This window comes from Enterococcus sp. 7F3_DIV0205, from assembly GCF_002141365.2.
Lineage (GTDB): Bacteria > Bacillota > Bacilli > Lactobacillales > Enterococcaceae > Enterococcus_L > Enterococcus_L palustris.
In genome coordinates this window covers 1803482-1825972 of the sequence record NZ_CP147244.1, presented here as the reverse complement: position 1 = coordinate 1825972, position 22491 = coordinate 1803482, and the positions used below count along the sequence as shown (strand labels likewise).

The 22491-nt window shown below is 36.2% G+C and carries 20 protein-coding genes; 17 read left to right on the top strand and 3 right to left on the bottom strand.

Translation table 11 applies throughout. The annotated features are described in order from the left end of the window. Positions 1 to 460 precede the first annotated feature (460 nt). The 7 genes from A5821_RS08680 to A5821_RS08650 all read left to right on the top strand — a co-directional run bounded on the left by A5821_RS08680 (position 461) and on the right by A5821_RS08650 (position 8585). The gene (locus tag A5821_RS08680) at positions 461 to 1363 is read left to right on the top strand and encodes a signal peptidase I (protein ID WP_086314151.1); all 903 of its coding nucleotides are present in this window, start codon (positions 461 to 463) and stop codon (positions 1361 to 1363) included. An 86-nt stretch (positions 1364 to 1449) separates the two neighbouring features. Further along, the gene (locus tag A5821_RS08675; RefSeq protein ID WP_086314150.1) at positions 1450 to 2697 is read left to right on the top strand and encodes a hypothetical protein; all 1248 of its coding nucleotides are present in this window, start codon (positions 1450 to 1452) and stop codon (positions 2695 to 2697) included. 39 nt (positions 2698 to 2736) lie between these two features. Next, positions 2737 to 3468 (top strand): LPXTG cell wall anchor domain-containing protein, encoded by a 732-nt coding sequence (locus A5821_RS08670; RefSeq protein ID WP_086314149.1) that lies wholly within the window; start codon positions 2737 to 2739, stop codon positions 3466 to 3468. Between the two features lie 16 nt (positions 3469 to 3484). Further along, entirely contained in the window at positions 3485 to 4327 is an 843-nt protein-coding gene (locus A5821_RS08665) for a BsaA family SipW-dependent biofilm matrix protein (RefSeq protein ID WP_086314148.1), read from the top strand. 13 nt (positions 4328 to 4340) lie between these two features. Beyond that, positions 4341 to 4961, top strand: a complete 621-nt coding sequence (locus A5821_RS08660) for a hypothetical protein (RefSeq protein WP_086314147.1) — start codon at positions 4341 to 4343, stop codon at positions 4959 to 4961. Positions 4962 to 5102: 141 nt separating this feature from the next. After that, positions 5103 to 7532, top strand: a complete 2430-nt coding sequence (locus A5821_RS08655; RefSeq protein ID WP_086314146.1) for a hypothetical protein — start codon at positions 5103 to 5105, stop codon at positions 7530 to 7532. A 345-nt stretch (positions 7533 to 7877) separates the two neighbouring features. Then, complete coding sequence (locus tag A5821_RS08650; protein ID WP_086314144.1) at positions 7878 to 8585, top strand: helix-turn-helix domain-containing protein; 708 nt, start codon at positions 7878 to 7880, stop codon at positions 8583 to 8585. A 71-nt stretch (positions 8586 to 8656) separates the two neighbouring features. Here the strand turns inward: A5821_RS08650 and A5821_RS08645 are convergent, their stop codons facing one another. From A5821_RS08645 to A5821_RS08635, 3 genes are all read right to left on the bottom strand, one after another. Then, a complete protein-coding gene (locus A5821_RS08645) occupies positions 8657 to 9808 on the bottom strand; it encodes a pyridoxal phosphate-dependent aminotransferase (protein ID WP_086314143.1) in 1152 nt (383 codons plus the stop codon). A gap of 97 nt (positions 9809 to 9905) precedes the next feature. Continuing rightward, on the bottom strand, positions 9906 to 10628 hold the full coding sequence (locus A5821_RS08640; RefSeq protein ID WP_086314142.1) for an amino acid ABC transporter ATP-binding protein: 723 nt from the start codon (positions 10626 to 10628) through the stop codon (positions 9906 to 9908). Beyond that, entirely contained in the window at positions 10621 to 12084 is a 1464-nt protein-coding gene (locus A5821_RS08635; RefSeq protein WP_086314141.1) for an ABC transporter substrate-binding protein/permease, read from the bottom strand. Before A5821_RS08635 ends, A5821_RS08640 begins: the two co-directional genes overlap by 8 nt. 224 nt (positions 12085 to 12308) lie before the next feature. On the opposite strand from A5821_RS08635, the gene A5821_RS08630 reads away from it, so the two are divergent. The 10 genes from A5821_RS08630 (at position 12309) to A5821_RS08585 (ending at position 22429) form a co-directional block, all read left to right on the top strand. Then, entirely contained in the window at positions 12309 to 13397 is a 1089-nt protein-coding gene (locus tag A5821_RS08630) for an iron-containing alcohol dehydrogenase family protein (protein WP_086314140.1), read from the top strand. A gap of 166 nt (positions 13398 to 13563) precedes the next feature. Continuing rightward, complete coding sequence (gene tgt, locus A5821_RS08625; RefSeq protein WP_086314139.1) at positions 13564 to 14709, top strand: tRNA guanosine(34) transglycosylase Tgt; 1146 nt, start codon at positions 13564 to 13566, stop codon at positions 14707 to 14709. Positions 14710 to 14791: 82 nt separating this feature from the next. Continuing rightward, entirely contained in the window at positions 14792 to 15154 is a 363-nt protein-coding gene (gene yajC / locus A5821_RS08620) for a preprotein translocase subunit YajC (protein ID WP_086314138.1), read from the top strand. Then, positions 15155 to 15517, top strand: a complete 363-nt coding sequence (locus tag A5821_RS08615; RefSeq protein WP_339099117.1) for a post-transcriptional regulator — start codon at positions 15155 to 15157, stop codon at positions 15515 to 15517. A gap of 189 nt (positions 15518 to 15706) precedes the next feature. Continuing rightward, on the top strand, positions 15707 to 18304 hold the full coding sequence (gene adhE / locus A5821_RS08610; RefSeq protein WP_086314136.1) for a bifunctional acetaldehyde-CoA/alcohol dehydrogenase: 2598 nt from the start codon (positions 15707 to 15709) through the stop codon (positions 18302 to 18304). A 90-nt stretch (positions 18305 to 18394) separates the two neighbouring features. Further along, complete coding sequence (locus A5821_RS08605) at positions 18395 to 18826, top strand: GNAT family N-acetyltransferase (protein ID WP_086314135.1); 432 nt, start codon at positions 18395 to 18397, stop codon at positions 18824 to 18826. Positions 18827 to 19221: 395 nt separating this feature from the next. After that, the gene (locus A5821_RS08600) at positions 19222 to 20397 is read left to right on the top strand and encodes an RtcB family protein (RefSeq protein WP_086314134.1); all 1176 of its coding nucleotides are present in this window, start codon (positions 19222 to 19224) and stop codon (positions 20395 to 20397) included. Between the two features lie 31 nt (positions 20398 to 20428). Continuing rightward, on the top strand, positions 20429 to 20947 hold the full coding sequence (locus tag A5821_RS08595; protein ID WP_086314133.1) for a GNAT family N-acetyltransferase: 519 nt from the start codon (positions 20429 to 20431) through the stop codon (positions 20945 to 20947). Positions 20948 to 21052: 105 nt separating this feature from the next. Next, positions 21053 to 21913: a VOC family protein gene (locus A5821_RS08590; protein ID WP_086314132.1), complete on the top strand. Its 861-nt coding sequence runs from the start codon at positions 21053 to 21055 to the stop codon at positions 21911 to 21913. Between the two features lie 87 nt (positions 21914 to 22000). Continuing rightward, a complete protein-coding gene (locus A5821_RS08585) occupies positions 22001 to 22429 on the top strand; it encodes an NUDIX domain-containing protein (RefSeq protein ID WP_086314332.1) in 429 nt (142 codons plus the stop codon). Positions 22430 to 22491: the final 62 nt, after the last annotated feature.

Sequence of the window (22491 nt, the reverse complement as noted above, 5' to 3'; positions counted from 1 at the left end):
CTGATTAAACGATCAATATTTTATATTTTTTTGCGATTATAAAATAACGTTAATTTCTATTTTTTGAACATTTTTATGTAAAGTTAAAGTTACTTTTTATAAATAGTATTTTTTATGAATTTAATTTTTGTTTTTATCTAAAAATGTCAAAGTATGTTTAAAAAGCTATTTCAAAAGGGTTTTCTGTTTGTTTTTTTTGAATAAAAAGTTTTTTCGGGACAAGGCGAACTTTTAGTAAAAAATATTATGAATAAAGTTACGAGAATCTATTGACATGAAAAATAACAAGATATATAGTTTGTATGTAAGCGTGAATGAAATTATTTAATTTAAATTTATTTTTTATATAATAGTTTGTTTTTTTAGCGTCTACAGCTTGACACTATTTATAGCCGATGATCGATATAGAGAAACAGGCAGAAATGAATTGAATTTTTAATGAAACGAAAGGGGATTGTATATGCCGAGAAAAGCGCCTGTCCGAAAGAGTGATCATTCTAAAGACGAAAAGGTTAGGCGGAGAACCCAAAAAAAGTGTTCACGTGGTTCTATAGAGCCAGAGAAACTATATCGAGAAACCGAAAGAGATGAACCACGCACTGTAAAGCGAGGATCACGGCAAATAGCAAGAAACTCTCGTGATGGGTTTTCCGATACAACGGAACGTTCTAGGTATCCTCAGAATCGTGTAAGACCTCGTCGACCAGTGCAAGAACGAAAAGTGAGAGAGGGACAGAAAAGACCTGTTCAACAACCAGTTGTTAAAAGACCGGGTATCTTGGTGATTTCTTTTCTAGGTAATTTGGTATTTTACGGTATTACAATTGGAATCATCTTTATGGCTTTAATGTTTTCGTTTAGTTCAAAGTCGACAGCATCGATTTTTGGTTATCGCTTTTATACAGTTTTGACTAATTCCATGGTACCTCAAGAAAATGGACCAAAAGGTGGGTTTTATGCTGGTGATATTGTCATTGTTAAACTGACAGATGGTAAAAAAGTCAAAAAAGACGATATTGTCACTTTCGCAGTTGGAGATGGTTCACGCTATTTAACTCATAGAATGGTAGAACGTAAAGATGAATTAAATGGAGAAAAAGGGGACTACTTAGTTACCAAAGGTGATGCCAATAAAAATAATGATCCGCCGATAACAGCGGATCGAGTATTAGGGAAAGTGATAATGGCAGTTCCAAAAGTAGGTAGCATTACAGAATTTGTTCGAGAAGAATTTTGGGCTTGTTTGGTGTGTATTCTGTCATTGTATGGCTTTTTCTTAGTACTGAAAGCCTACTTATTTTCATCGCAAGAAGAAGTTGCTAGAAAAGGCAGAGGTAAAAGACGCCCTGTATATGAACGATGATATTACCACTTTGCTTCATCTTAGAGGAAAGATTAAGGAAAGTGAGAATATATATATTATATTTTTTTATAGGAGGATTATTAAGAATGAAGAAGAACAAGAAGAAAAAGTTGGTAGCAGCAGCATGTCTAGCTTTATTAGCAGCAGCTGCAGGTACTTTTGCATGGATCAATTCGCAAGATCAACGAATTAACCGTGTGAAATCTGCTGCAATTAAAGATGGTAGTGTCAGCGTAGAAGAGAATTGGAATCCTAAACCAATTGTACCAGGAACAGAAGCAACAAAAGAAGTAGCAGTTACAAATTCAGGGAGTACACCGGTCTTTGTCCGTGTCTCGTATGAAGAAGTATTGAAACACTTGACTGAAAAAGGCGCAGTAACTAAAAGAACTTCAGGTTGGAAAGCTAATGCAACACCAAGCTTATCAGATGATGTGCCTGTTGAGTATGATGGAGAAAAATATATAGATGCAAGTAGCGGCTATACAGATATTACAAGTAAAGTCAAAGACAGTTCAAAAGCTGCCCTACCAGCAGGTGTAAAAGTTTATGCAAAAGGTTCTGTTATTAAAGATCCTGTAACGGGTGACGAAAATACTACATTTAGTTATTCAGCATTTTTTGAATATGCACCAGGTAAATACCAAGCGATGGAAACAGAAGTAGCTGTGGAAGCTGGAAATGCAGAAGGAACAGCTGTCGAAACTTGGGAGTTTGTAATGTCTAAAGCTGAATATTCAGTTTATAAAGGCGGCTATAGCCATGCGGTATCAAACTGGGCGGCATCTTCTTTAGAAGGTGCTTCAACAGAAGCGACAGCTGCTAAAGCTTCTTTATTGGGCAGTGCAGGTCAAAAATATGATATGAATTATGATTATACAATTGCAACGTTAGGATTAAGTGCACTTCCAGCACCAACTCCAGCAACGGCAACAGATCAAATTCCAGTAGCTAATTCAGAGAAAAAAGCTGTACAAACAGATGCAGCTGCGTTAGGTGTTAGCGGAATCAATGTAGAGTATGGTACTGATATGATTACAACAGCATCACTTGCTAATGATAAGTGGACATATAATAAAGAGGATGGCTATTTCTACTTCACAAGTCCTGTTGTTTCAGGTGCTACAACACCACATCTATTGAAAAAACTTGTCTTCACAAATAGTGTCGGAACAGAATTTACAAACGCAACATATGATTTGGTTGTGAAGATGGAAGCTATTCAAGCAACTAAAGAAGCGCTAACTGATGCTACTGGTTGGGGATTAAGTGGAGCCGATGGTTCAGAAACGAAAAAAATTACGACTTATCTAGATGGACAGGCGAAAAGCTAATTTCTAGTTAAAGTTCAGGAAAAAGGAAGGGGAAAAACGATGCAGCAACAATCAATGCGAAAACGTCTACCATTTCTGGTTTTATACAGTTTATTAAGTGTTTTTATCACTTTTACCAGCGGAACGCTATTAGCTGTTGCCAGTCAAACCCTTCCTCCAGGGGTAATCATTGGCGATGAGACAGGAATATCTGCTTCTTCAGAAGGAGAATATTATGTTGATTTGCCAAATGTCTTACCTGGAGAAAGTTATGAAAAAACGATTACAATTCGTGGGATGGATATAAAAGAACCTTTTGAGTTAGGAATCTTAGTTACCCCAGAGTCAGCTAAAGGTGCTATTGATTTTGACAAACAAATCACATTGACTTTATCTATAGATGATAAGCAATTATATCAAGGTCCTTTATTGGGAAATGGAAAATTTGATTGGTCCATTCAACCCTTGATTGTAGGAACATGTGAATATGGAAAAGATCAAATTTTAACAGCAGTTTTTGAAGTCGATAAAGATTTGACTCTTGCAGATTATAGGGAAGAAAGCCAGCTGTTATATCATTGGACTTTTGTTGCAACCAAAAATCAGTCCAAGTCTTCAGATACTACAGATAGTAGCTCTTCATTTGAGAAGCCAAAATCTAAAGGACTTTTCCCGATGACAGGGGAAGAAATAAAGAATTTAATTTATAAAACATTGGCAGGACTATTATTAGTGTTAATCGCTATTTTATTATGGAAAAAACGTAAAGATGAACAAGGTAAAGTAGATTAGAGGAAGGGGAAGGCACATGAGTCGAGGAAATAAACTGTTGAAAACAATTAATCAAAATAAACCCTTTTTGGCTGTGTTTTCTGTATTTTTGAGCCTGCTGCTGGTAGTAGGAAGTACTTATTCGTGGATTACCTATAGTGATGAACAAATCAATCGAAATAAGCCAAATAGTAAAAAACTTTCTGCGGTGATCGATGAAGTCTTCACACCTAATCTGCAGTGGGAACCTGGAGCGATCACTGAAAAGAAATTATTAGTGAAAAATGATGGACAAATGCCAGCAATTGTCAGAGTTTCTTTATATGAATTTCTTGCTCAATTTGAACTCGATATGACTGATGGGATTGGGAATGGTAGTCAAAAAATTGTAAAAAATTCAAGCGGATCTGATCTCATAATGGAAGATGTCAACACTTGGGAAAAAGGCCGTACATATAAAATTAAATCAGGAAAGTATTTTACGGTGTCAGACGTTTACAAAGGGGACAAAACGGATCCGAATACAGCATATGTTTATAAAGGAATTAGATCAGTCGAAAGTCTTAAATATTTGAACATTCAATTTAATGCTGCTGATATTTATGACGAAAATAATAAACCGATGTCTGGACTGCAGAATTATTGGTACTATTCAAGTGGTTATTTTTATTATTCAGAAGTACTACAGCCAAAAGAGAAAACTAAACAACTGATTCAAAGTGTTACTTTAGACAAAAACTTACCAAATAAGTATAAAAGTTCTTTATATCAATTAATTCCAGTTATGGATGCTCATGATACCACAAAGTCTTTAATAGAGAATTGGAAAATAGATTCTGGTTCTTATTTAGAAGAAATGTATCGTGGAAAAGTTCATTAAGAGGAGATTTAAGATGAAAAAAAAGAAAAAAATTATTCATTTTTTTTTGATACTACCTGTACTTATTGTATGTTTGGTGATTGGAAGTGCAGTTGCATATGCGGCAATGATGGTGAGTGATGAAAAAGCGAATCTTTTCCAGATTGGTAACCTTCAGACTAAAGTTGAAGAAGTTTTCACTGAGCCAGCAACGATTTTGCCAGATACTTCGGTTGAGAAAAAGGTGACTGTAGCGAATATTGGAACTGTTGATCAATTTGTTCGAGTTATGCTTCATCCTGAGATTCGTATAGAAAACGGGGAAAGTATACGATTATTGCCTTCAAAAATTGGTGAAGAAGTTTTACTAGACTTGAATAGTACAGATTGGAAATTAGGGGAAGATGGATACTATTATTACTTAAAAAAGTTGAAATCAGGGAAATCAAGTGTTACAGAAAACTTGTTTACACAAGTAAAATTGAAGAGTGGCTTAGGACAAGAGTATCATAAAGCGACGTTTAGCTTATTAATAAAAGTTGAAGCTATTAACTGTGTGAAGTACGCTTATCGTGATGCTTGGTGGCAAGGGGTCATCCCTAACAATGGAGAGTTGCAAGAAGTCGACAAGCAGTTGTCTGAAAAAGCAGATTAAAAGTAGGCACATGGAATAAGTATTCCATGTTTGCCTTTTCTGATTTAACACTCATGAAATGAGTGCTTTTATAAGAAATCATTGATTTGATGAGTTTTGAAATAAAAAAATGCTGAATATTGCAGGAAATGGGGTGGAAAAGTGAAAAGAAGTATAACATTAGTTGGGGTATTTTTCTTATTGGCTTTATTAGGTATTATTGGGTACCTGACTATCAATAGAGCAATGGATAAAAGTGTAATAAAAGCTTCAGATACCTTAGTTCAACGGGAGTTTCGCTTAACAGTATCTAATGAATGGAGCGATGAAAAAGAGTGTAGTTTTATTGATTTAGTATGGGATGATATATCAGATTCAGATTATCAGTTATATCGAAGTGAAGACGGTATAAGTTGGGATAAAGTGGCATTAGATCATGAAAAAGTGCTTAAAACATCAAGCGATTTTTCCGAGGTACCCAGCTCAGGTAGTTTAAAGCGTAGAGAAAAATTGTTAGAAAACAGAGCTCAGGATAGCACGATCAATGATGACGTACCTCCTGAATCTCCAAGTGCTGAATTGGAGTACGGAGAAGGAGATCATTTTACTGTAAAACTATCTTCTAAAGATAAAGGTAAGGAATACCAGTGGTATGTCCTAGCAGACACAAAGAAATATGGGATACAAAAATCAGATATCATAAAGAAAGAAGTGACTAGTGAGCTTCAAGGGTATATTTATGTGATCGATAATTCACCAAATACGGTTCCGGTAGTTGAACGTGCTTCTTCTGGAGAGATAACGAATATTGATGTCCGTGCAGATTTATCTGAAGCTACTACTCAAGTTTCGGGAATTGTGGGAGAAAATAGTAGTTGGATGCATGTGTTAGCTGTTGATCGAGCAAATAACGTGAGCGACGTGGAACATATTAATCTAAAAAATAATACCAAAGTAGCTGAACTAAAAGATGTGAATCGTTATGTTGCTTTTAATGTTGAAAGAACAGCTGATACAGCAAAATTAATCGATATTGCTTTAGGGAGTTCAATGGAAAAAAAGATGAAGTCTCTTGAAATCAAAATACCAAAAAATACAGAAATTAAAGAATATGATACATTGGCTCTGCCGACTTCTTGGTATAAATTTCAGAATAGTGACGATGAGGAGTACAAATCATTTACTTTAGCAATGAATGATAATAATGATATAAATACCATTAAGAATTTTTTAGAATCACTACGATTCACCATTAAACATCCGACTCATGAAAAAGGCCGTATTCAAGTGATTTTTCATGAGTTGGTATATACATCATGGGAAGCGCCGGATGGAAAGACCCATTATTATACATTTATTCCGACGCAAAAGACATGGTTACAAGCTTATAATTTAGCTAAAAAAATGAAGTATAGAGGTTTGACAGGTTATCTAGCAACTTTGACTTCCTCAGCGGAACATAATTTTGTTTATGCAAATATTGCGAAACAGTCTGGCTGGCTTGGAGGCGGCAGACTGGTAAAAACGAATGGTCAAAAAATCAATGATGAAGCAGCGATTTCGGAAAAAATTACCGATTATATCACTACAGGTGTTCTATCACAACAATGGTATTGGGTAGATGGACCTGAAAAGGGATTAGTATTTTTTGATAAAACGACTTATAAAGAAGGAGGAAAGGCACCTGCTGGAGTCTATCAAGGGTTTAATAACCCTCTAAATGGCGGTGCTGGTGCAGAACCAAATAATTCAGGAGGGGAATATATATTAGAATTTGCCCAAGCTAGTGCAGGAGCGCCAACAAAATTATGGAATGACTTAACCTATAATCGAACAAGCTATAATACTGGTTACTATATTGAATTTTCTGAGTACGGTTCTCAAAAAGAAACGGAGGAAGAGACAGATGTTTTAGGTAGTAGTGAAATTCCTCAAAAAGTTTCTGTTAAAGCTTTTGACGATCAGAACAACCGCTTGGTTTCTGGTGATTTTATGTTTGACCAACAGTTAAGGATTGGAAAAAAAGAAATTATTGATCCTAAAAATATTGATATGTATGACTTTATTAAGTTAACAGATCTGACAGATAATCAAATTTCTCCTTTTGAATATACAATTGGTAATACGTTCCAAGAAGGAAAATTGATTTACAGTTCTCGGAAACTGACCGTCCATGTTCGACAAGTCATCATGAATAAAAATGATCAAATTATTTTTCCTAAAAAGGGCTATGGTGTATTAGAAAGTCGCTCGCAATTAGGGGGAAAGAAGGATGAAGTCTCATTAAGTATGGTTTCAACTAATGATAACACAGCTCTTTTTGACTCGTATGTTATTCGATATCAAGTCACTGAACCTTTGTATACGTTTGTATCAAAAATTCCAATGAATTATGAATTGATCGGCTATGTATTAACAACTGAAAAGCAACAGCATTTACCAGAGCTTAGTTCTAAATCACCAGTCCAAGTTGATGTATCGATGAATCCAGAAATTTGGCTAACAACATACATTAGACCATCAATAGAGCAGCCTAGCTTATATCATTGGGAATATGAGACTAATAAACTAGGGGAAATTAAGATGAAGTAGGGAAGATATGAAACCAAAAATAAGGGGATTTTATAACTTGAACGATAAGTGATGAGCACTCTTAATTAAAAAATTAAGACCCTAAATTGAATAACAAGGATGATGTAGAGTGTATTTATTATTAGTTGCTTTGGGGATAATTGTTTCTATTCATAGCATACTATTTCTTTTTATCGTACAAAAAAATACAGAATTAACGAATAAGATAAAGCAACTAGAAAAAAATTTTTCGCCTTTAAAGTCCAATATACAGCGGCAGATTTTACAAAAAAAAGAAACAAGGAAGTCTGAGCAAACGCTAAAAAGACGAAAGATTAAACCAATGAAACGAGGAAGTAGATAACGATGAATTTAGGCTATGCTCATGGAACTAAACTAAATCAGCAGTTTGATTTTTTAGAGGCTTATGAACTAGAAGAAATTTTTTCAGATGATGACCATAGCTATGAAGTACTCGAAGACCCTGAAAGTGAGTATCAAAGGTTATTGGAGTATACAGAGCCAGGGGATTGTTTGGTTATAGCATTTTTAGAAGTGATTTCAAGAGATTACCAACAGTTGCTTCTATTTTTGGATGAATTGGAAGATTTAGGACTTGATTTAGTAGTATTAACTTCACCAGAATTGACTTTGTCAGACTGGCGCGAAGTACTTTCATGGGTGATGCGTAATGATCAGTTATTACATCCACGTTTAATCAAAATAAAGTTGAAGCAGAAAAAAAATCAAAACACGGAAACGTACTCTGTATTTAGTAGAGATTCTGAAGCCAAACAATTATATCGAGATGTCGTCTGGCAATTGATCAGCAAACAAAAAATACGAAAAATAGCCAAACAAAAAGGCGTTCCAGTTGAGACGGTTTATCGAATACAGCAAGAATTTAAACGATTGAAGTTAGCTGGGGTATTAGCGCTATGTTTCTTTTTAGCAATTACTACAATCAAAATAACAGAGAGCTTTTCTGATAATGTACTGATTCAAATTGTAGTCTGTGTCATTTCAACTTTGGTTATTCTCTATAATACCCTATCAGATAGTGAACCGCAGTGACAAAAATTAATACAGAGATAATAAAGGGTCCCTTTTATGTAGTTTTACAGAAGAAGGAACCCTTTTTTTATTTAGAAGTCTAATTTTTCGATTCGATCAAAAGCTTCTTTTAAAACATCAATGTTTTGCGTTGCTGCTAAACGTACGTAATCATCGCCAGTTGTCTCGCCAAAGGCTTTTCCGGGGATCATCAGTACATTGGTTTCTTTCAAAACTTTTTCAACAAAAGGTACTGAAGTAAGTCCCGTTTTAGAAATATTGATGAAAGCATACATGCTGCCTTTAACTGGATGCAATGAAAGAAACGGTATAGATGCGATTCGTTGTTCCAGATATTCTAGTCGTTCTTTAAAAACGGAAACGACTGTTGGCACTAATGTTTCAGCATGATTTAAAGCATAAATACCAGCTTGTTGAGAGGGGCTTGGTGCAGAGTAAGTAATACTTTCATTGATTAATTTTGCTGCCTCATTGATATAATCAGGTGCAATCATGTAACCGATGCGCCAACCAGTCATTGCAAAAGCTTTTGAGAAGCTGCTGAACGTGATCGTATTTTCAGGAGCAAAAGTTGCCATTGGTACAAAGTCATCGTAGAAGCAGAAGGCTTCGTAAACTTCGTCAGAGAGAATATAAAAATCATGTTCAATAGCCAAATCAGCAATTGCTTTAAACGTTTCAGGAGAAAAAACAGCGCCTGTAGGATTATTTGGTGAATTGATAATAATGGCTTTGGTTTTATCTGTAATCGCAACTTTCAATACATCGATATTAATTTGAAAACCATCTTCTTCATAAGTTGGGATAAATACTGGTTTGCCGCCAGCAAAAATCACTTGATCTTTATAAGGTGAGAAGTACGGTTCGTGAATGATGACTTCATCTTCTGGATCTAATAAAACTTGTAAAGTCAAATACATACCATGTAAGGCTCCGACTGTAGCACGCACTTGGTTTGGATCAAAGTTTAGACCGTATTGTTTTTGATAAAACGCAACGACAGTATCAATAAACTCCTGGCTACCGCCAGAAGCAGTATACTTTGTATGGCCGTTTTTTACATCTGTAAAGGCGGCATCGATAATTCGCTCGTCTGTAATTAAATCTGGATCACCTATTGATAAATCTAGTAAATCTGGGACTTGTTTTGCTAAGGTAGCAATATCCATTAAGATATTTTCAGCAGGTTGTTGATGTTTTTTTGCCATGTTTGAACGATCCATGTTGTTACCTCCAATTACTTATTACTCTATTCATTCTACATTATTTTTTTAAGAGGACAAAGCAAGTTATTATACTTGCTTTGTCCTCTTAAACGGATTACAAAACTTTTCTTAAAAAATCTTGTGTTCTTGGATTTTTTGGTTGACCAAAAATTTCTTCTGGTGTGCCTTCTTCTTGAATAATTCCAGCATCCATGAAAATCACACGATCGGCAACTTCACGAGCGAAGCCCATTTCATGTGTTACAACAACCATCGTCATTCCTTCAACTGCTAAAGCTTTCATAACTGCTAATACTTCACCGACCATTTCTGGGTCAAGTGCCGAAGTTGGTTCATCAAATAGCATCACATCTGGATTCATCGCTAATGCACGCGCAATTGCTACTCGTTGTTGCTGTCCGCCAGATAGACTGGAAGGATAGCTAGTGGCTTTGTCTTTTAAACCAACTTGTTCTAACAGAGCTAGCGCTTTTTCTTTTGCAGCTTCGGTTGTTTCTTTTTTGACTTTGATTGGACTGATCGTTAAATTATCTAAGACTGTTTTATGAGGAAATAAATTGAAATTTTGGAATACCATCCCCATTTTTTGACGAAGAGCATCGATATCTGTATCTTTATCCAATAAATTTTTTCCTTCAAATTCAATTATTCCATCTGTCGGTTGTTCTAATAAGTTCAAACAACGCAGAAAAGTACTTTTCCCGCTGCCGGAAGGACCGATGATCACGACCACTTCACCAGCGTTTACGTCTAGATCGATTCCTTTTAGGACTTCGTTTTTCCCGAAGGTTTTGTGTAAGTTTTTTATATTAATCACTAGTACTCATTCTCCTTTCAGCAACACCTAGTAGGCGAGAAATAGTAAAGGTTAAAACAAAGTAAATCAATGATACCACAAGGTAAGGTAAGAACGGTTTAAAGCTTGCGCCTTGAACATTGCCGGCTTGGAAAATCAGCTCTGAAACCCCAATAACTGAAACCACAGATGATTCTTTGATTACCGTTACAAATTCATTTCCTAAAGCAGGTAAGATATTTTTGATTGCCTGAGGTAAAATGATATAACGCATCGCTTGTGGTTGGTTCATTCCAAGAGAACGAGCGGCTTCTAATTGTCCTTTGTTGACAGCGTTGATACCAGCACGGACGATTTCTGCGACATAAGCCCCACTGTTTAATGCAAGAGCAATACAACCAGCAGCGATTTTCGATAAATCAAGACCTAAAACCCCCGTACCAAAATAAACAATAAAGATTTGTACTAATAACGGAGTGCCACGAACGTATTCAATGTAGCAAATGGCAATGCCGCGTAAGATTTTTGATTTAGACAATTTCATTAAAGCAAGTAAACCACCTAAAATTGCACCGAATAATACCCCCATAAAGGCTAAGAAAATCGTATAACCAGCACCGCTGATATAGAATTTCCCGTATTTTCCAAGGAAACTTTCATCATCTGTAAACATTAATTTGCCCGCTTCTTTTTTATAGCCGTCTAATAGATTATTATCATTGATTGTTTTGATCGAAGCGTTGACTTTTTCTTCTAAGATAGGTGCATTTTTAGGAATTGCAACAGCCGCATCTTTTTCACCCTGTTCAAATGTCACATCAGCAAATGTCAATTCTTTATCACGGTCAACATAAGCTTCTGCGACAGGCCCTTCTAAGACAGCTGCATCCACTTTTTTATTTTTTAAGTTCATAATAATATCTGGGACTTTTTGCAAAGAGGTTGGAATCGAGCCGATAAGTTCTGTCTTCGCTAATTCTTCTTGTGTCGTTTGTTTTTGAACGCCAACTTTTACATCGTTGAAATCTTTGGTTGACTGGAATTGATCTTTGTCTGCTTTTCTAACGACGACTTTTTGTTGGACGGTCATGTAAGGAGTCGAAAAATTCACTTCTTTCAGTCGCTCAGGTGTTGGCGCCATCCCTGAAATGATCAGGTCGATCTTACCTGTTTTCAATGCACCTAATAATGCATCAAAACCCAATTCTTCGATTTTTAATTTAACGCCTAGGTCATCTGCGATTTTTTGTGCGATCGAGATATCAAAACCAACAACTTGGTCTTTCCCATCAACGTCTGCATGAAATTCATAAGGTGCATAATCAGCAGATAAGCCAACGATCAGCTCTCCACGTTTCATGATGCTGTCATAGACAGGATCTGGTTCTTCTGCGATTGCTGTAGCTACAGGGATAAAAGTGAGTAGTACCAGCAAGATGGGAATAATAAGAGCTAAAGTTTTTTTACATAATTTCATTTGCTTTTCTCCTTTATATTGGATTGGTAACAGTCAAAAAAATTTAACTGCTTCGATTTTCAATAAATATTCTAAAAAACGTGTATAAATGTATAAAAATTTATTGTTTTTGGATGTGTTTTATCATATCATAGATTAAGGGAAAGGAAAAGTGAATTTTATCAAAGAATTTACAAAAGTTCACTTTTGCATAAAAATTAGTAAAAAATGAAAGGTCGAGAAAAATGAATCAATCATTAATTGTAAGAGGAGCACCCCAAGAATATGAATGCCGAGTTGGCGCGTGGGATGACTTAGAAGAACATTTAAATAGAAGAAAGATCAAACGTGTTATGATTTTACATGGGAAAGACTCATGGGAAGCGGCGAAACCGTATTTTCCTTCTTTAGTGAATATAGATGCATATTTTATTGAGTATGGTGGGGAATGTACAGATGAGAAGACATCTGAATTGAAAAAAATCTTTGACCAAAAAGAGCTAGAGGGAATCATAGCAGTTGGGGGTGGAAAGATTGCAGATTTAGGGAAAGCAGTAGCCAATCAAAGTAATGCGCCTATCTTGATTTTACCAACCTTAGCTGCAACTTGTGCAGCGTATACTCCACTAAGTGTGATATATAAAACGGACGGTTCTATGGATCGTTATGATGTATTTCCACAAAGTAATGCCTTAGTTCTAATCGAACCTAACGTTATATTAGCTTCACCGATTGAACTGATGATCGCAGGAATCGGTGATACTGTGGCTAAATGGTACGAAGCAGATGCAATGATCTCACAATTAGAGGTACAGCCAATTGAGATCCAAGTCTCCGCATTTGCAGCAAAAAAATGTCGTGACGTTTTACTTACGGATAGTCAAGAAGCGCTTAATGCTATGAGAGAACAAGAAATAAATCAAGCCTTTTTGAATGTAGTAGAGACGAATATCTTACTTGGCGGAATGGTGGGTGGCTTTGGTGATGATTACGGTCGTACGGCAGGAGCTCATTCCATACATGATGCGCTGACCATTTTACCTGAGAGTCATCAACAGTTACATGGTAATAAAGTTGCTTACGGTGTTTTGGTTCAGTTAGTCATTGAAAATAAATGGTCAGAAATTGAAGAACTTATTCCGTTTTATCATAGTTTAGATTTACCAATCTCCTTAAAAGAGATGAAAATGAATTTATCAGAAGATGAATATATCCGAGTTGCAGAACGTGCTGCCGAGCCTCATGAAACTATTCATTATATGAAAGAAACGATTACACCAGAAATTGTCAAAACAGCCATGATGGAACTTGAAACAGCCATGAGCAACAAATAAGTGAGGTTGAAAAAATAAAAAGAACTGGAGACAAAAGATTTTTTATCTTGTCTCCAGTTTTAATGTCTAAGGATATGCTAAAGAAAGCCCGTAAAACCTTGCAAATACGAACAAAAAAAAGTATGATGAGGAAAGTGTAAATTTACAAAAGAAAGTAGGAGAATGAATGACAGAAGCAGCCATTCGTTATCGTTTAATAAAGAAAGAAAAACATACAGGTGCCCGTTTAGGAGAAATCATCACGCCTCACGGAACGTTTCCAACACCAATGTTTATGCCTGTAGGAACGTTAGCGACAGTAAAAACAATGTCACCAGAAGATTTGAAAGAGATGGGGGCAGGTGTGATTTTAAGCAATACCTATCATTTGTGGCTTCGACCTGGAGATGATTTGATTGCAGAAGCAGGCGGCTTACATAAATTTATGAACTGGGATCAACCGATTTTAACAGATTCTGGTGGCTTCCAAGTATTTTCATTAAGTGATATGCGTAAAATCACAGAAGAAGGCGTTCATTTTAGACATCATTTGAATGGATCAAAATTGTTTCTTTCTCCAGAAAAAGCAATCAATATCCAAAATAATCTAGGTTCTGATATCATGATGAGTTTTGATGAATGTCCGCCATTTGATGAAAGCTATGACTATGTGAAAAAATCGATCGAGAGAACATCACGCTGGGCAGAGCGTGGGTTAAAAGCTCATGCTAATCCAGACCGTCAAGGTTTATTTGGAATCATCCAAGGTGCAGGCTTTGAAGATCTACGTCGTCAAAGTGCCAAAGATTTGATCAGTATGGACTTTCCAGGCTATTCCATCGGTGGTTTATCTGTAGGTGAACCAAAAGCTGAAATGAATCGCGTGTTAGACTTTACAACACCGTTGATTCCTGATAATAAACCAAGATATCTAATGGGTGTAGGAACTGCGGATTCATTGATCGATGGTGTGATTCGAGGGATCGATATGTTTGACTGTGTCTTGCCGACTCGAATTGCCAGAAATGGTACTTGCATGACTTCAAAAGGTCGTCTGGTTGTTAAAAATGCACAGTACGCAAGAGATTTCCGTCCGTTGGATGAGAAATGTGATTGCTATACATGTAAAAACTATACACGTGCTTATATTCGCCACTTGATCAAAGCGGATGAAACATTTGGGATTCGTTTAACGTCTTACCATAATTTATACTTCCTATTGAATCTGATGAAACAAGTTCGTCAAGCAATCATGGATGATAATTTACTTGAATTTAGACAAGCTTTTTTTGAAGAATATGGTTTCAATAAAGAGAATGCGAAAAGTTTCTAAAAAAGTGATCAAAAGACTAGTGTTGTACACGAAATTTTGTTACAGTAAACTAGTGATTATACGATAGAGAGGTGAATAGATAATGGGCGGAGGACTTTCGTTTATTTTACCATTAATTCTTTTAGCAGGAATGATGTTTTTTATGACACGTTCGCAAAAGAAACAACAAAATGAACGTCAAACACTTTTAGATGCAATGAAAGTGGGCGATGAAGTTGTAACGATTGGCGGATTACATGGTGTAATTTCTGAAATCGACACTGACAAGAGAACTGTATTGATCGATTGTGAAGGAATTATCCTTGAATTTGATCGTGCAGCAATCAAAACAGTAAAACCAGGTACTATTGTTACAAATGATAGTGACGTAACGGTTGTTGAAACGAAAGAAACAGTTGTTGAAGAACCAACAACAACTTCTGAAAACGACGAAACGAAAGAATAAATTCCAGCTTGCTGGAATTTTTTCTTTCTAACCTATCAGGAAAATATACATAGATCATTCTTCAGAAAGAAGGGGAGAGCCATCGAAAAGCTGTCGTGGCATCAAAAGTTCTTATTAAAAAAAGAATTAAAAACGAAGTGCCGATCTTTTCAGCAACTGGGATATTCATCTGTTAACGAGACGGAATTGATGAATTATCTTGTTTCTTATCGTTGGAAAAAGCAATCTCCAACATCGATCAAGGAATGCAAGGAAGATATTCTACATATTGAACCAAATGAATTTTTTGATTATCAACAATTACTTGCACAAACAAGTAGTTTAAAGATCAAAGATTGGCATGATTTAACGGACCTATTCTAATGGCGAATAGGTTCTTTTTTCTTTTTGTAAGATAGAAAGCGCTCGCTTTTTCCTGAAGAGAAAAAACTTGTTTGAATGTGAAAAAAATCACAATAAAACTATTTACAAGAAAAAAATAATGTTGTATGATGTGTATGTGAAATAGTTAACAAACAAAAATAAATTATTTATTTTTCTAGGAGGATCACAATGGCTAAAACAATGAAGAAAGAAGATACCAAAACAACTGATGTATCAGCAATGATCGACGAGTTAGCAAAAAAAGCAAATGTTGCTTTAAAAGAAATGGAAGACTTCGATCAAGAAAAAGTTGACCACATTGTGCACCAAATGGCAATGGCTGCTTTAGATCAACATATGCCTTTAGCGAAAATGGCAGTTGAGGAAACTGGCCGTGGAATTTACGAAGATAAAGCAATCAAAAATATGTACGCTTCAGAATATATTTGGAACAGTATCAAACATGATAAAACAGTAGGTGTTATCAACAAAGATGACCAAACAGGATTAATCGAAATCGCTGAACCAGTGGGTGTAGTTTGTGGTGTTACACCAACAACAAACCCAACATCAACAACAATCTTTAAAGCATTGATTTCAATCAAAACACGTAACCCGATCGTCTTTGCTTTCCATCCAAGTGCGCAAAAATGTTCTGCAGAAGCTGCTCGTATCGTTCGTGATGCCGCAATCAAAGCAGGCGCTCCTGAAAACTGTGTTCAATGGATCGAACAACCTTCATTGGAAGCCACTTCAGGTTTGATGAATCATCCTGGAATCGCTATTGTTTTAGCCACTGGTGGTGCTGGCATGGTGAAATCAGCATACTCAACTGGTAAACCAGCGCTAGGTGTTGGACCAGGTAACGTTCCTTCATATATTGAAAAAACGGCAAAAATCAAACGTGCAGTCAATGACTTGATCGTTTCTAAATCATTCGATAATGGGATGATTTGTGCCTCTGAGCAAGCTGTGATCGTAGACAAAGAAGTTTATGCAGCTGTCAAAGCTGAATTTGAAGCACATCAAGTGTACTTCGTTAAACCAAATGAATTACAAAAATTAGAAGATGCTGTTATGAATGAAGGCAAATATGCAGTTAATCCAGCAATCGTTGGGTACTCAGCTGAACATATCGCTGACTTAGCAGGAATCAAAGTACCAAAAGGAACAAAAATTCTAATTGCTGAACTTGAAGGTGCAGGCGCTGAATATCCACTTTCACGTGAAAAATTATCACCTGTTTTAGCGATGATGAAAGCGAAAAATACAGATCACGCATTTGATTTATGTGAAGCAATGCTTGAATTAGGTGGGTTAGGTCATACTGCTGTGATTCATACAGAAGATGAAGATCTACAAGTGAAATTCGGTTTACGTATGAAAGCTTGCCGTATCTTGGTAAACTCTCCATCTGCTGAAGGTGGAATCGGTAATATCTATAACGAAATGATTCCTTCATTAACATTAGGTTGTGGATCTTACGGTAAAAACTCAGTCTCTAAAAACGTATCTGCTGTCAACTTGATCAATGTCAAAACTGTAGCGAAACGGAGAAATAATATGCAATGGTTTAAATTACCGCCAAAAATTTTCTTTGAAAAAAATTCATTACAATATCTACAAAAAATGGAAAATGTTGAACGTGTGATGATCGTCTGTGATCCAGGAATGGTTCAATTTGGCTATGCTGATACGGTTCGTAAAGAATTACAAAAACGTAAAAACGACGTTCAAATCGAAGTATTCTCAGCTGTAGAACCAAATCCATCTACAAACACAGTTTACGCTGGAACAAAAGTCATGGTTGATTTTGAACCAGATACAATCATCGCTTTAGGTGGGGGATCTGCAATGGACGCGGCTAAAGGCATGTGGATGTTCTATGAACACCCAGATACAGAATTCTTTGGCGCTAAACAAAAATTCTTAGATATCCGTAAACGTACGTACAAAATCGACAAAGCTGTTAAAACACAATTTGTATGTATCCCAACAACATCAGGTACAGGTTCTGAAGTAACACCATTTGCGGTTATTACAGATAGCGATACACATGTAAAATACCCATTAGCTGATTACGCCTTGACTCCAGATGTTGCGATCATCGATCCTCAATTTGTGATGTCAGTTCCAGCTTCTGTAACAGCGGATACTGGTATGGATGTATTAACACATGCAATCGAGTCTTATGTTTCAGTAATGGCTTCTGATTACACCCGTGGATTAAGTTTACAAGCAATCAAATTAGTCTTTGAACACCTAGAAAACTCAGTGAAACGTCCAGATGCTGAAAGTCGTGAAAAAATGCATAACGCATCAACAATGGCTGGTATGGCTTTTGCCAACGCATTCCTCGGAATTTGTCACTCTGTAGCGCATAAAATTGGTGGAGAATATGGAATTCCACACGGACGTACAAATGCGATTTTATTACCGCACATTATCCGTTACAATGCCAAAGATCCTTCAAAACATGCAATGTTCCCTAAATATGATTACTTCCGTGCAGACACAGATTACGCTGATATTGCGAAATTCTTAGGTCTTAAAGGAAAAAATACAGCAGAATTAGTGGATGCATTAGCGAAAGCAGTTTACGATTTAGGTGTATCTGTTGGAATCGATATGAACTTGAAAGCACAAGGTGTTACACAAGAAATTCTTGATTCTACAGTTGATCACATGGCAGAACTTGCTTATGAAGATCAATGTACAACAGCAAATCCAAAAGAACCATTGATCAGTGAATTAAAACAAATCATCATTGATGCCTATAATGGTTAATTGAATAAATGAAGAAGAGCGGCGTAAAAGTTGCTCTTCTTTTTTTATTTAGAGGTATAATAAAGTCAAAATAAATGGGAGTGATACCAAATGACCATCAGAGAAGCCAAGTTAGAAGATGCAGAAGGAATCAATCAATTAAATACCTATCCATTGAATCACGACTTTCCATTAGAAGAGACTAGAAATCAGTTGAACTATCTATTATCTTCACCAGTGAATAAAGTATTTGTAAAAATCATTGATGGAAAAGTAGTTGGCTATATCCAACTAAGTGAATACGTCTGTACTTATGGACCGAAGTTGATGAATGTCATGGCTTTAGTGGTAGACGAAAGAATACATGGTCAAGGTATAGGGAAATCTTTGCTCAATCACGCCGAGCAATGGGCAAAAGAAGCAAGGGCAAAAGGCGTTCGACTAAATTCAGGTGTAGAAAGAACTGAAGCGCACAGATTTTATGAACATCAAGGCTATATAAGAGTGAAGAATCAAGTGAATTTTAGAAAATTATTTGATTGAGAGTGGTGTAAATAGCAGTCGTAAAGAATAAAATGGTATGTTGACAAAGTAAATTACAAAATGCTACCATAGAAAAATAACGAAGAAGAAAGGAGGGAGCAAAATGAAAATGTATCAATTCAAAGCAAGTAAATTGTCAAAAATGGGTTGTAGCGTATTATCTTATCGTAAGACAAGTGCAAAAATCATGTTTTTTTGCTCTCTCTTTCAGTATATAGAACTAGTTAAGTAAAGTTCTTAAAAAGATAGACCGTCGATCATTTTTTTTGATCGGCGGTTTTTTTGAAATTTTATGGAGGTGAGTCTAATGAGTGGAACAATAGGAGAAAAACGAAGCGGCTAAGGAATGCAGCCGACATTTTGCATTCCGAATAAAAAAAGAACGAGGAATCAGAATGTTAACAATCAACGGAAAATATAACGAAGCACAAGTATATACAGACATGTTAGATGATAGTACGATCGGACAAATCATGTCTTTATGTAATCAAGAATTTGCTAAAGAAAGTCAGATCAAAATCATGCCGGATACTCACAGCGGATCAGGATGTGTAATTGGCACAACTATGACGATCACTAACAAGGTAGTACCTAATTTAGTGGGTGTAGATATCGGCTGTGGGTTACACGTGGTGAAACTAAAAAAATCGATCAAAACAAATTTTGATAAATTAGATCGAATCATTCGTACAAGAATTCCTAGTGGGTCTCAGTCACATGATAAAAGCCAACATGAATTTGAACTAGGCAACATTCATGCACCTATTCATAAAGGGTGGGCATTAAGAAGTTTAGGTACACTTGGTGGAGGCAATCATTTTATCGAAATCAATGAAGGAACAGACGGTCTGTATTTAGTGATTCATAGCGGCAGCCGCATTTTAGGCAAAGAGATTGCTGAGTACCATCAAGAAATAGCGTATCAAGCGTTAGCTCAACAAAGAAAAACATTAAAAATAGCTGCAACACGCGCCAAAGAAAACGGAGAGACAGAACAAGTAAAAGCGTTACAAGCAGCACGAGAAGCAGTGAAAATTCCTTATGAGCTATCCTATGTAACGGCGGATAATCTGACTAGATACCTAGAAGATATGAAAATCGCTCAAGAATATGCAGCTATGAATCGCAAAATCATGGCTGACACGATACTTAAAGGAATGAAGTGGAAAAAGGCTGTCATAGAATCATTCGATTGTCCTCATAATTATATTGATTTAGAGAATAATCTTTTAAGAAAAGGGGCAGTTTCAGCTAAACTTGGTGAAAAAATCATTGTACCTTTAAATATGAAAGATGGTAGTATTCTAGCAACAGGCAAAGGAAATCAAGATTGGAATCAATCGGGTCCTCATGGTGCTGGAAGATTACTCAGTCGCTCCCAAGCGAAAGCAAAAATCAGTCTTGAAAGTTATCAACATGCCATGAAACATGTTTGGACGACTTCGGTTTCAAAGAAAACGATTGATGAAGCACCAAAAGCATATAAACCAATGAAACAATTAATAGAAGATGTAAAAGATACGATGGAAATTCAAGAAGTGATTCGTCCGCTGTATAATTTTAAAGGCTAAGTTAGTTGAGTTGGATAGGAGAAAAAATAGTATGAGTGAACGAGCGATTATGTGTAAAAAAGTTGAGAAGCAAGAAATAGTCACTATTTCAGCCTGTAACTTCTTAAATTGTCCTGAGAATAAGTTTGAATTGAATCAATATTTTGCTCAACACTTTTTAGAAGCATTTAAAGGAACGATCGATGATGAAGGGGAGACTTTGACCGATTGGTTAATTGAGGTTAAAGAAGCTTTTCAAGGAAAATATGGACCAATTATGGAAGAGCATTCATTTTATATTAAAGAAGAAGGAAAAATTATTGCCAGTACAGTTGTTGCGTTGTTTCGAGGTATTCCTTTAGTTATCTATGCTGCGGTTGATCCTAGGGACAGAGGACGAGGGCTTGGGAAAAATTTGTTAAGGAAAATGTTAGACTCTTTTTGTGATTCAATGTATCAAGAAGTCTACTTGGTCGTAACACCAGGCAATATGCCAGCAGAAATAATATATGAGCAGTTAGGATTTGAGGTAGTCGGAACAAATTGGGATGAACTCTTAGGACCGGCATGATCAAGAGCGTTGCTTTTTCAAATAAATCATTTGCTGTATATAATGGAACTAGAGTATGAGAGTTGTCTTTAGTAAGTAATGCCATTTAAGAAAGGATGATCAAAAATGTCCAAATTTTCTCCATGTTTATGGTTTGACGGAAAAGTAGAAGAAGCTGCTGAGTTTTATGTGAACGCATTTGAGCAAGGAAAAATCAATAAAGTTGACTATTATGTAGATAGCGAACATCAACCGAAAGGGTCAGTTCTGACAATCACATTGACACTTGCAGGGCAGGAAGTGATTTTGCTGAATGGTGGTCCTGAATTTAATTTTACACCTGCAATTTCATTTTTTGTAGAATGTGAGACGGAAGCGCAAATCGACAAGTTGTGGGAAACATTAAGTCATAATGGTGAAGTTTTGATGGAATTTGGGTCTTATCCTTTCAGCAAGAAATATGGGTGGTTAAAAGACCAGTATGGTGTTTCGTGGCAACTAGTCTTATCTGAAACACCGCAATCTATCGCACCGAGTTTCTTGTTCGTTGGAGAGCAGTTTGGAAAAGCAGAAGAGGCAATGAACCAATGGATCGAGATTTTCGGTGAAGGTCAGGTAGAATATGTCCAAAAAAATCCAGATGGAACTGTTGCACAAGCTCTATTTACAATGCATGGACAGCCATTTCGGGTGATGGATAGTGGCGAGGCACATGATTTTACCTTTACGATGGCTACTTCGTTTTATGTTTATTGTAAAGACCAAGCAGAGATCGATCGCTTATGGGATGCGGTCACTGCTAAAGGAAAAGAATGGCCCTGCGGTTGGATGGAAGATGAATATGGCGTGTGTTGGCAAACTGTTACAAAGGATATGGATAAATTATTCGATAATTCTGATCCTGATAGGGCCTATCGTGTGATGCAGGAATTGTATAAAATGAAACGGATTGATATAGCGGCATTGAGAAAAGCGTATGAAGGGTAAACGAAGAAAATCAAGTAAGTTCTTTTTCTAAAACTAAAATGATTTTGAAACGCTATTCATTTGTTTGGAGAAATGGTGAGGTATGAAGTGAAGTCTTTTGGGGAAAGAAATAATGAATTAGCATATAGCCGTCGTGTGGGGGCTTACGCAGTAATTCTAAATCAAAACGGAGAATATTTAGTCGTTCAATCTTCTGATGGAGACTTATTTTTGATCGGTGGAGGGATTGAACAAGGTGAAGATTCTATTGATGCTTTGAGGAGAGAAGCTGTTGAAGAAATAGGCTTTAGCCTAAATGTAGGTGAGTTTATTGGAAAAGCTGAAAAGCATTGGGTTTCTCCGCAATATTCTGCTTTATCGCAACATAACATCGGCTATTTTTATGTTTGCACATTGGCTGATAGGATTACAGTTCCACTGGAAAAAGAACCGATGCGTTGGGTGTCTTTGGAAGTTGTAGAGGAAAAACTATTTCACGAACACCATCTATACATGTTAAAGAAAACATTGTATTAAAATAACTTGATTAAAAAGGAAGAACTTTTTCAACAAAAAAACTGTATAAGCAGGTCAGATAG

Bases quoted from the DNA above. Each gene is read 5' to 3' on its own strand.
- A5821_RS08680 (WP_086314151.1), top strand. From the start codon at position 461: ATGCCGAGAAAAGCGCCTGTCCGAAAGAGTGATCATTCTAAAGACGAA.
- A5821_RS08675 (WP_086314150.1), top strand. From the start codon at position 1,450: ATGAAGAAGAACAAGAAGAAAAAGTTGGTAGCAGCAGCATGTCTAGCT.
- A5821_RS08670 (WP_086314149.1), top strand. From the start codon at position 2,737: ATGCAGCAACAATCAATGCGAAAACGTCTACCATTTCTGGTTTTATAC.
- A5821_RS08665 (WP_086314148.1), top strand. From the start codon at position 3,485: ATGAGTCGAGGAAATAAACTGTTGAAAACAATTAATCAAAATAAACCC.
- A5821_RS08660 (WP_086314147.1), top strand. From the start codon at position 4,341: ATGAAAAAAAAGAAAAAAATTATTCATTTTTTTTTGATACTACCTGTA.
- A5821_RS08650 (WP_086314144.1), top strand. From the start codon at position 7,878: ATGAATTTAGGCTATGCTCATGGAACTAAACTAAATCAGCAGTTTGAT.
- A5821_RS08645 (WP_086314143.1), bottom strand. From the start codon at position 9,808: ATGGATCGTTCAAACATGGCAAAAAAACATCAACAACCTGCTGAAAAT.
- A5821_RS08635 (WP_086314141.1), bottom strand. From the start codon at position 12,084: ATGAAATTATGTAAAAAAACTTTAGCTCTTATTATTCCCATCTTGCTG.
- A5821_RS08630 (WP_086314140.1), top strand. From the start codon at position 12,309: ATGAATCAATCATTAATTGTAAGAGGAGCACCCCAAGAATATGAATGC.
- tgt (WP_086314139.1), top strand. From the start codon at position 13,564: ATGACAGAAGCAGCCATTCGTTATCGTTTAATAAAGAAAGAAAAACAT.
- yajC (WP_086314138.1), top strand. From the start codon at position 14,792: ATGGGCGGAGGACTTTCGTTTATTTTACCATTAATTCTTTTAGCAGGA.
- adhE (WP_086314136.1), top strand. From the start codon at position 15,707: ATGGCTAAAACAATGAAGAAAGAAGATACCAAAACAACTGATGTATCA.
- A5821_RS08605 (WP_086314135.1), top strand. From the start codon at position 18,395: ATGACCATCAGAGAAGCCAAGTTAGAAGATGCAGAAGGAATCAATCAA.
- A5821_RS08600 (WP_086314134.1), top strand. From the start codon at position 19,222: ATGTTAACAATCAACGGAAAATATAACGAAGCACAAGTATATACAGAC.
- A5821_RS08595 (WP_086314133.1), top strand. From the start codon at position 20,429: ATGAGTGAACGAGCGATTATGTGTAAAAAAGTTGAGAAGCAAGAAATA.
- A5821_RS08590 (WP_086314132.1), top strand. From the start codon at position 21,053: ATGTCCAAATTTTCTCCATGTTTATGGTTTGACGGAAAAGTAGAAGAA.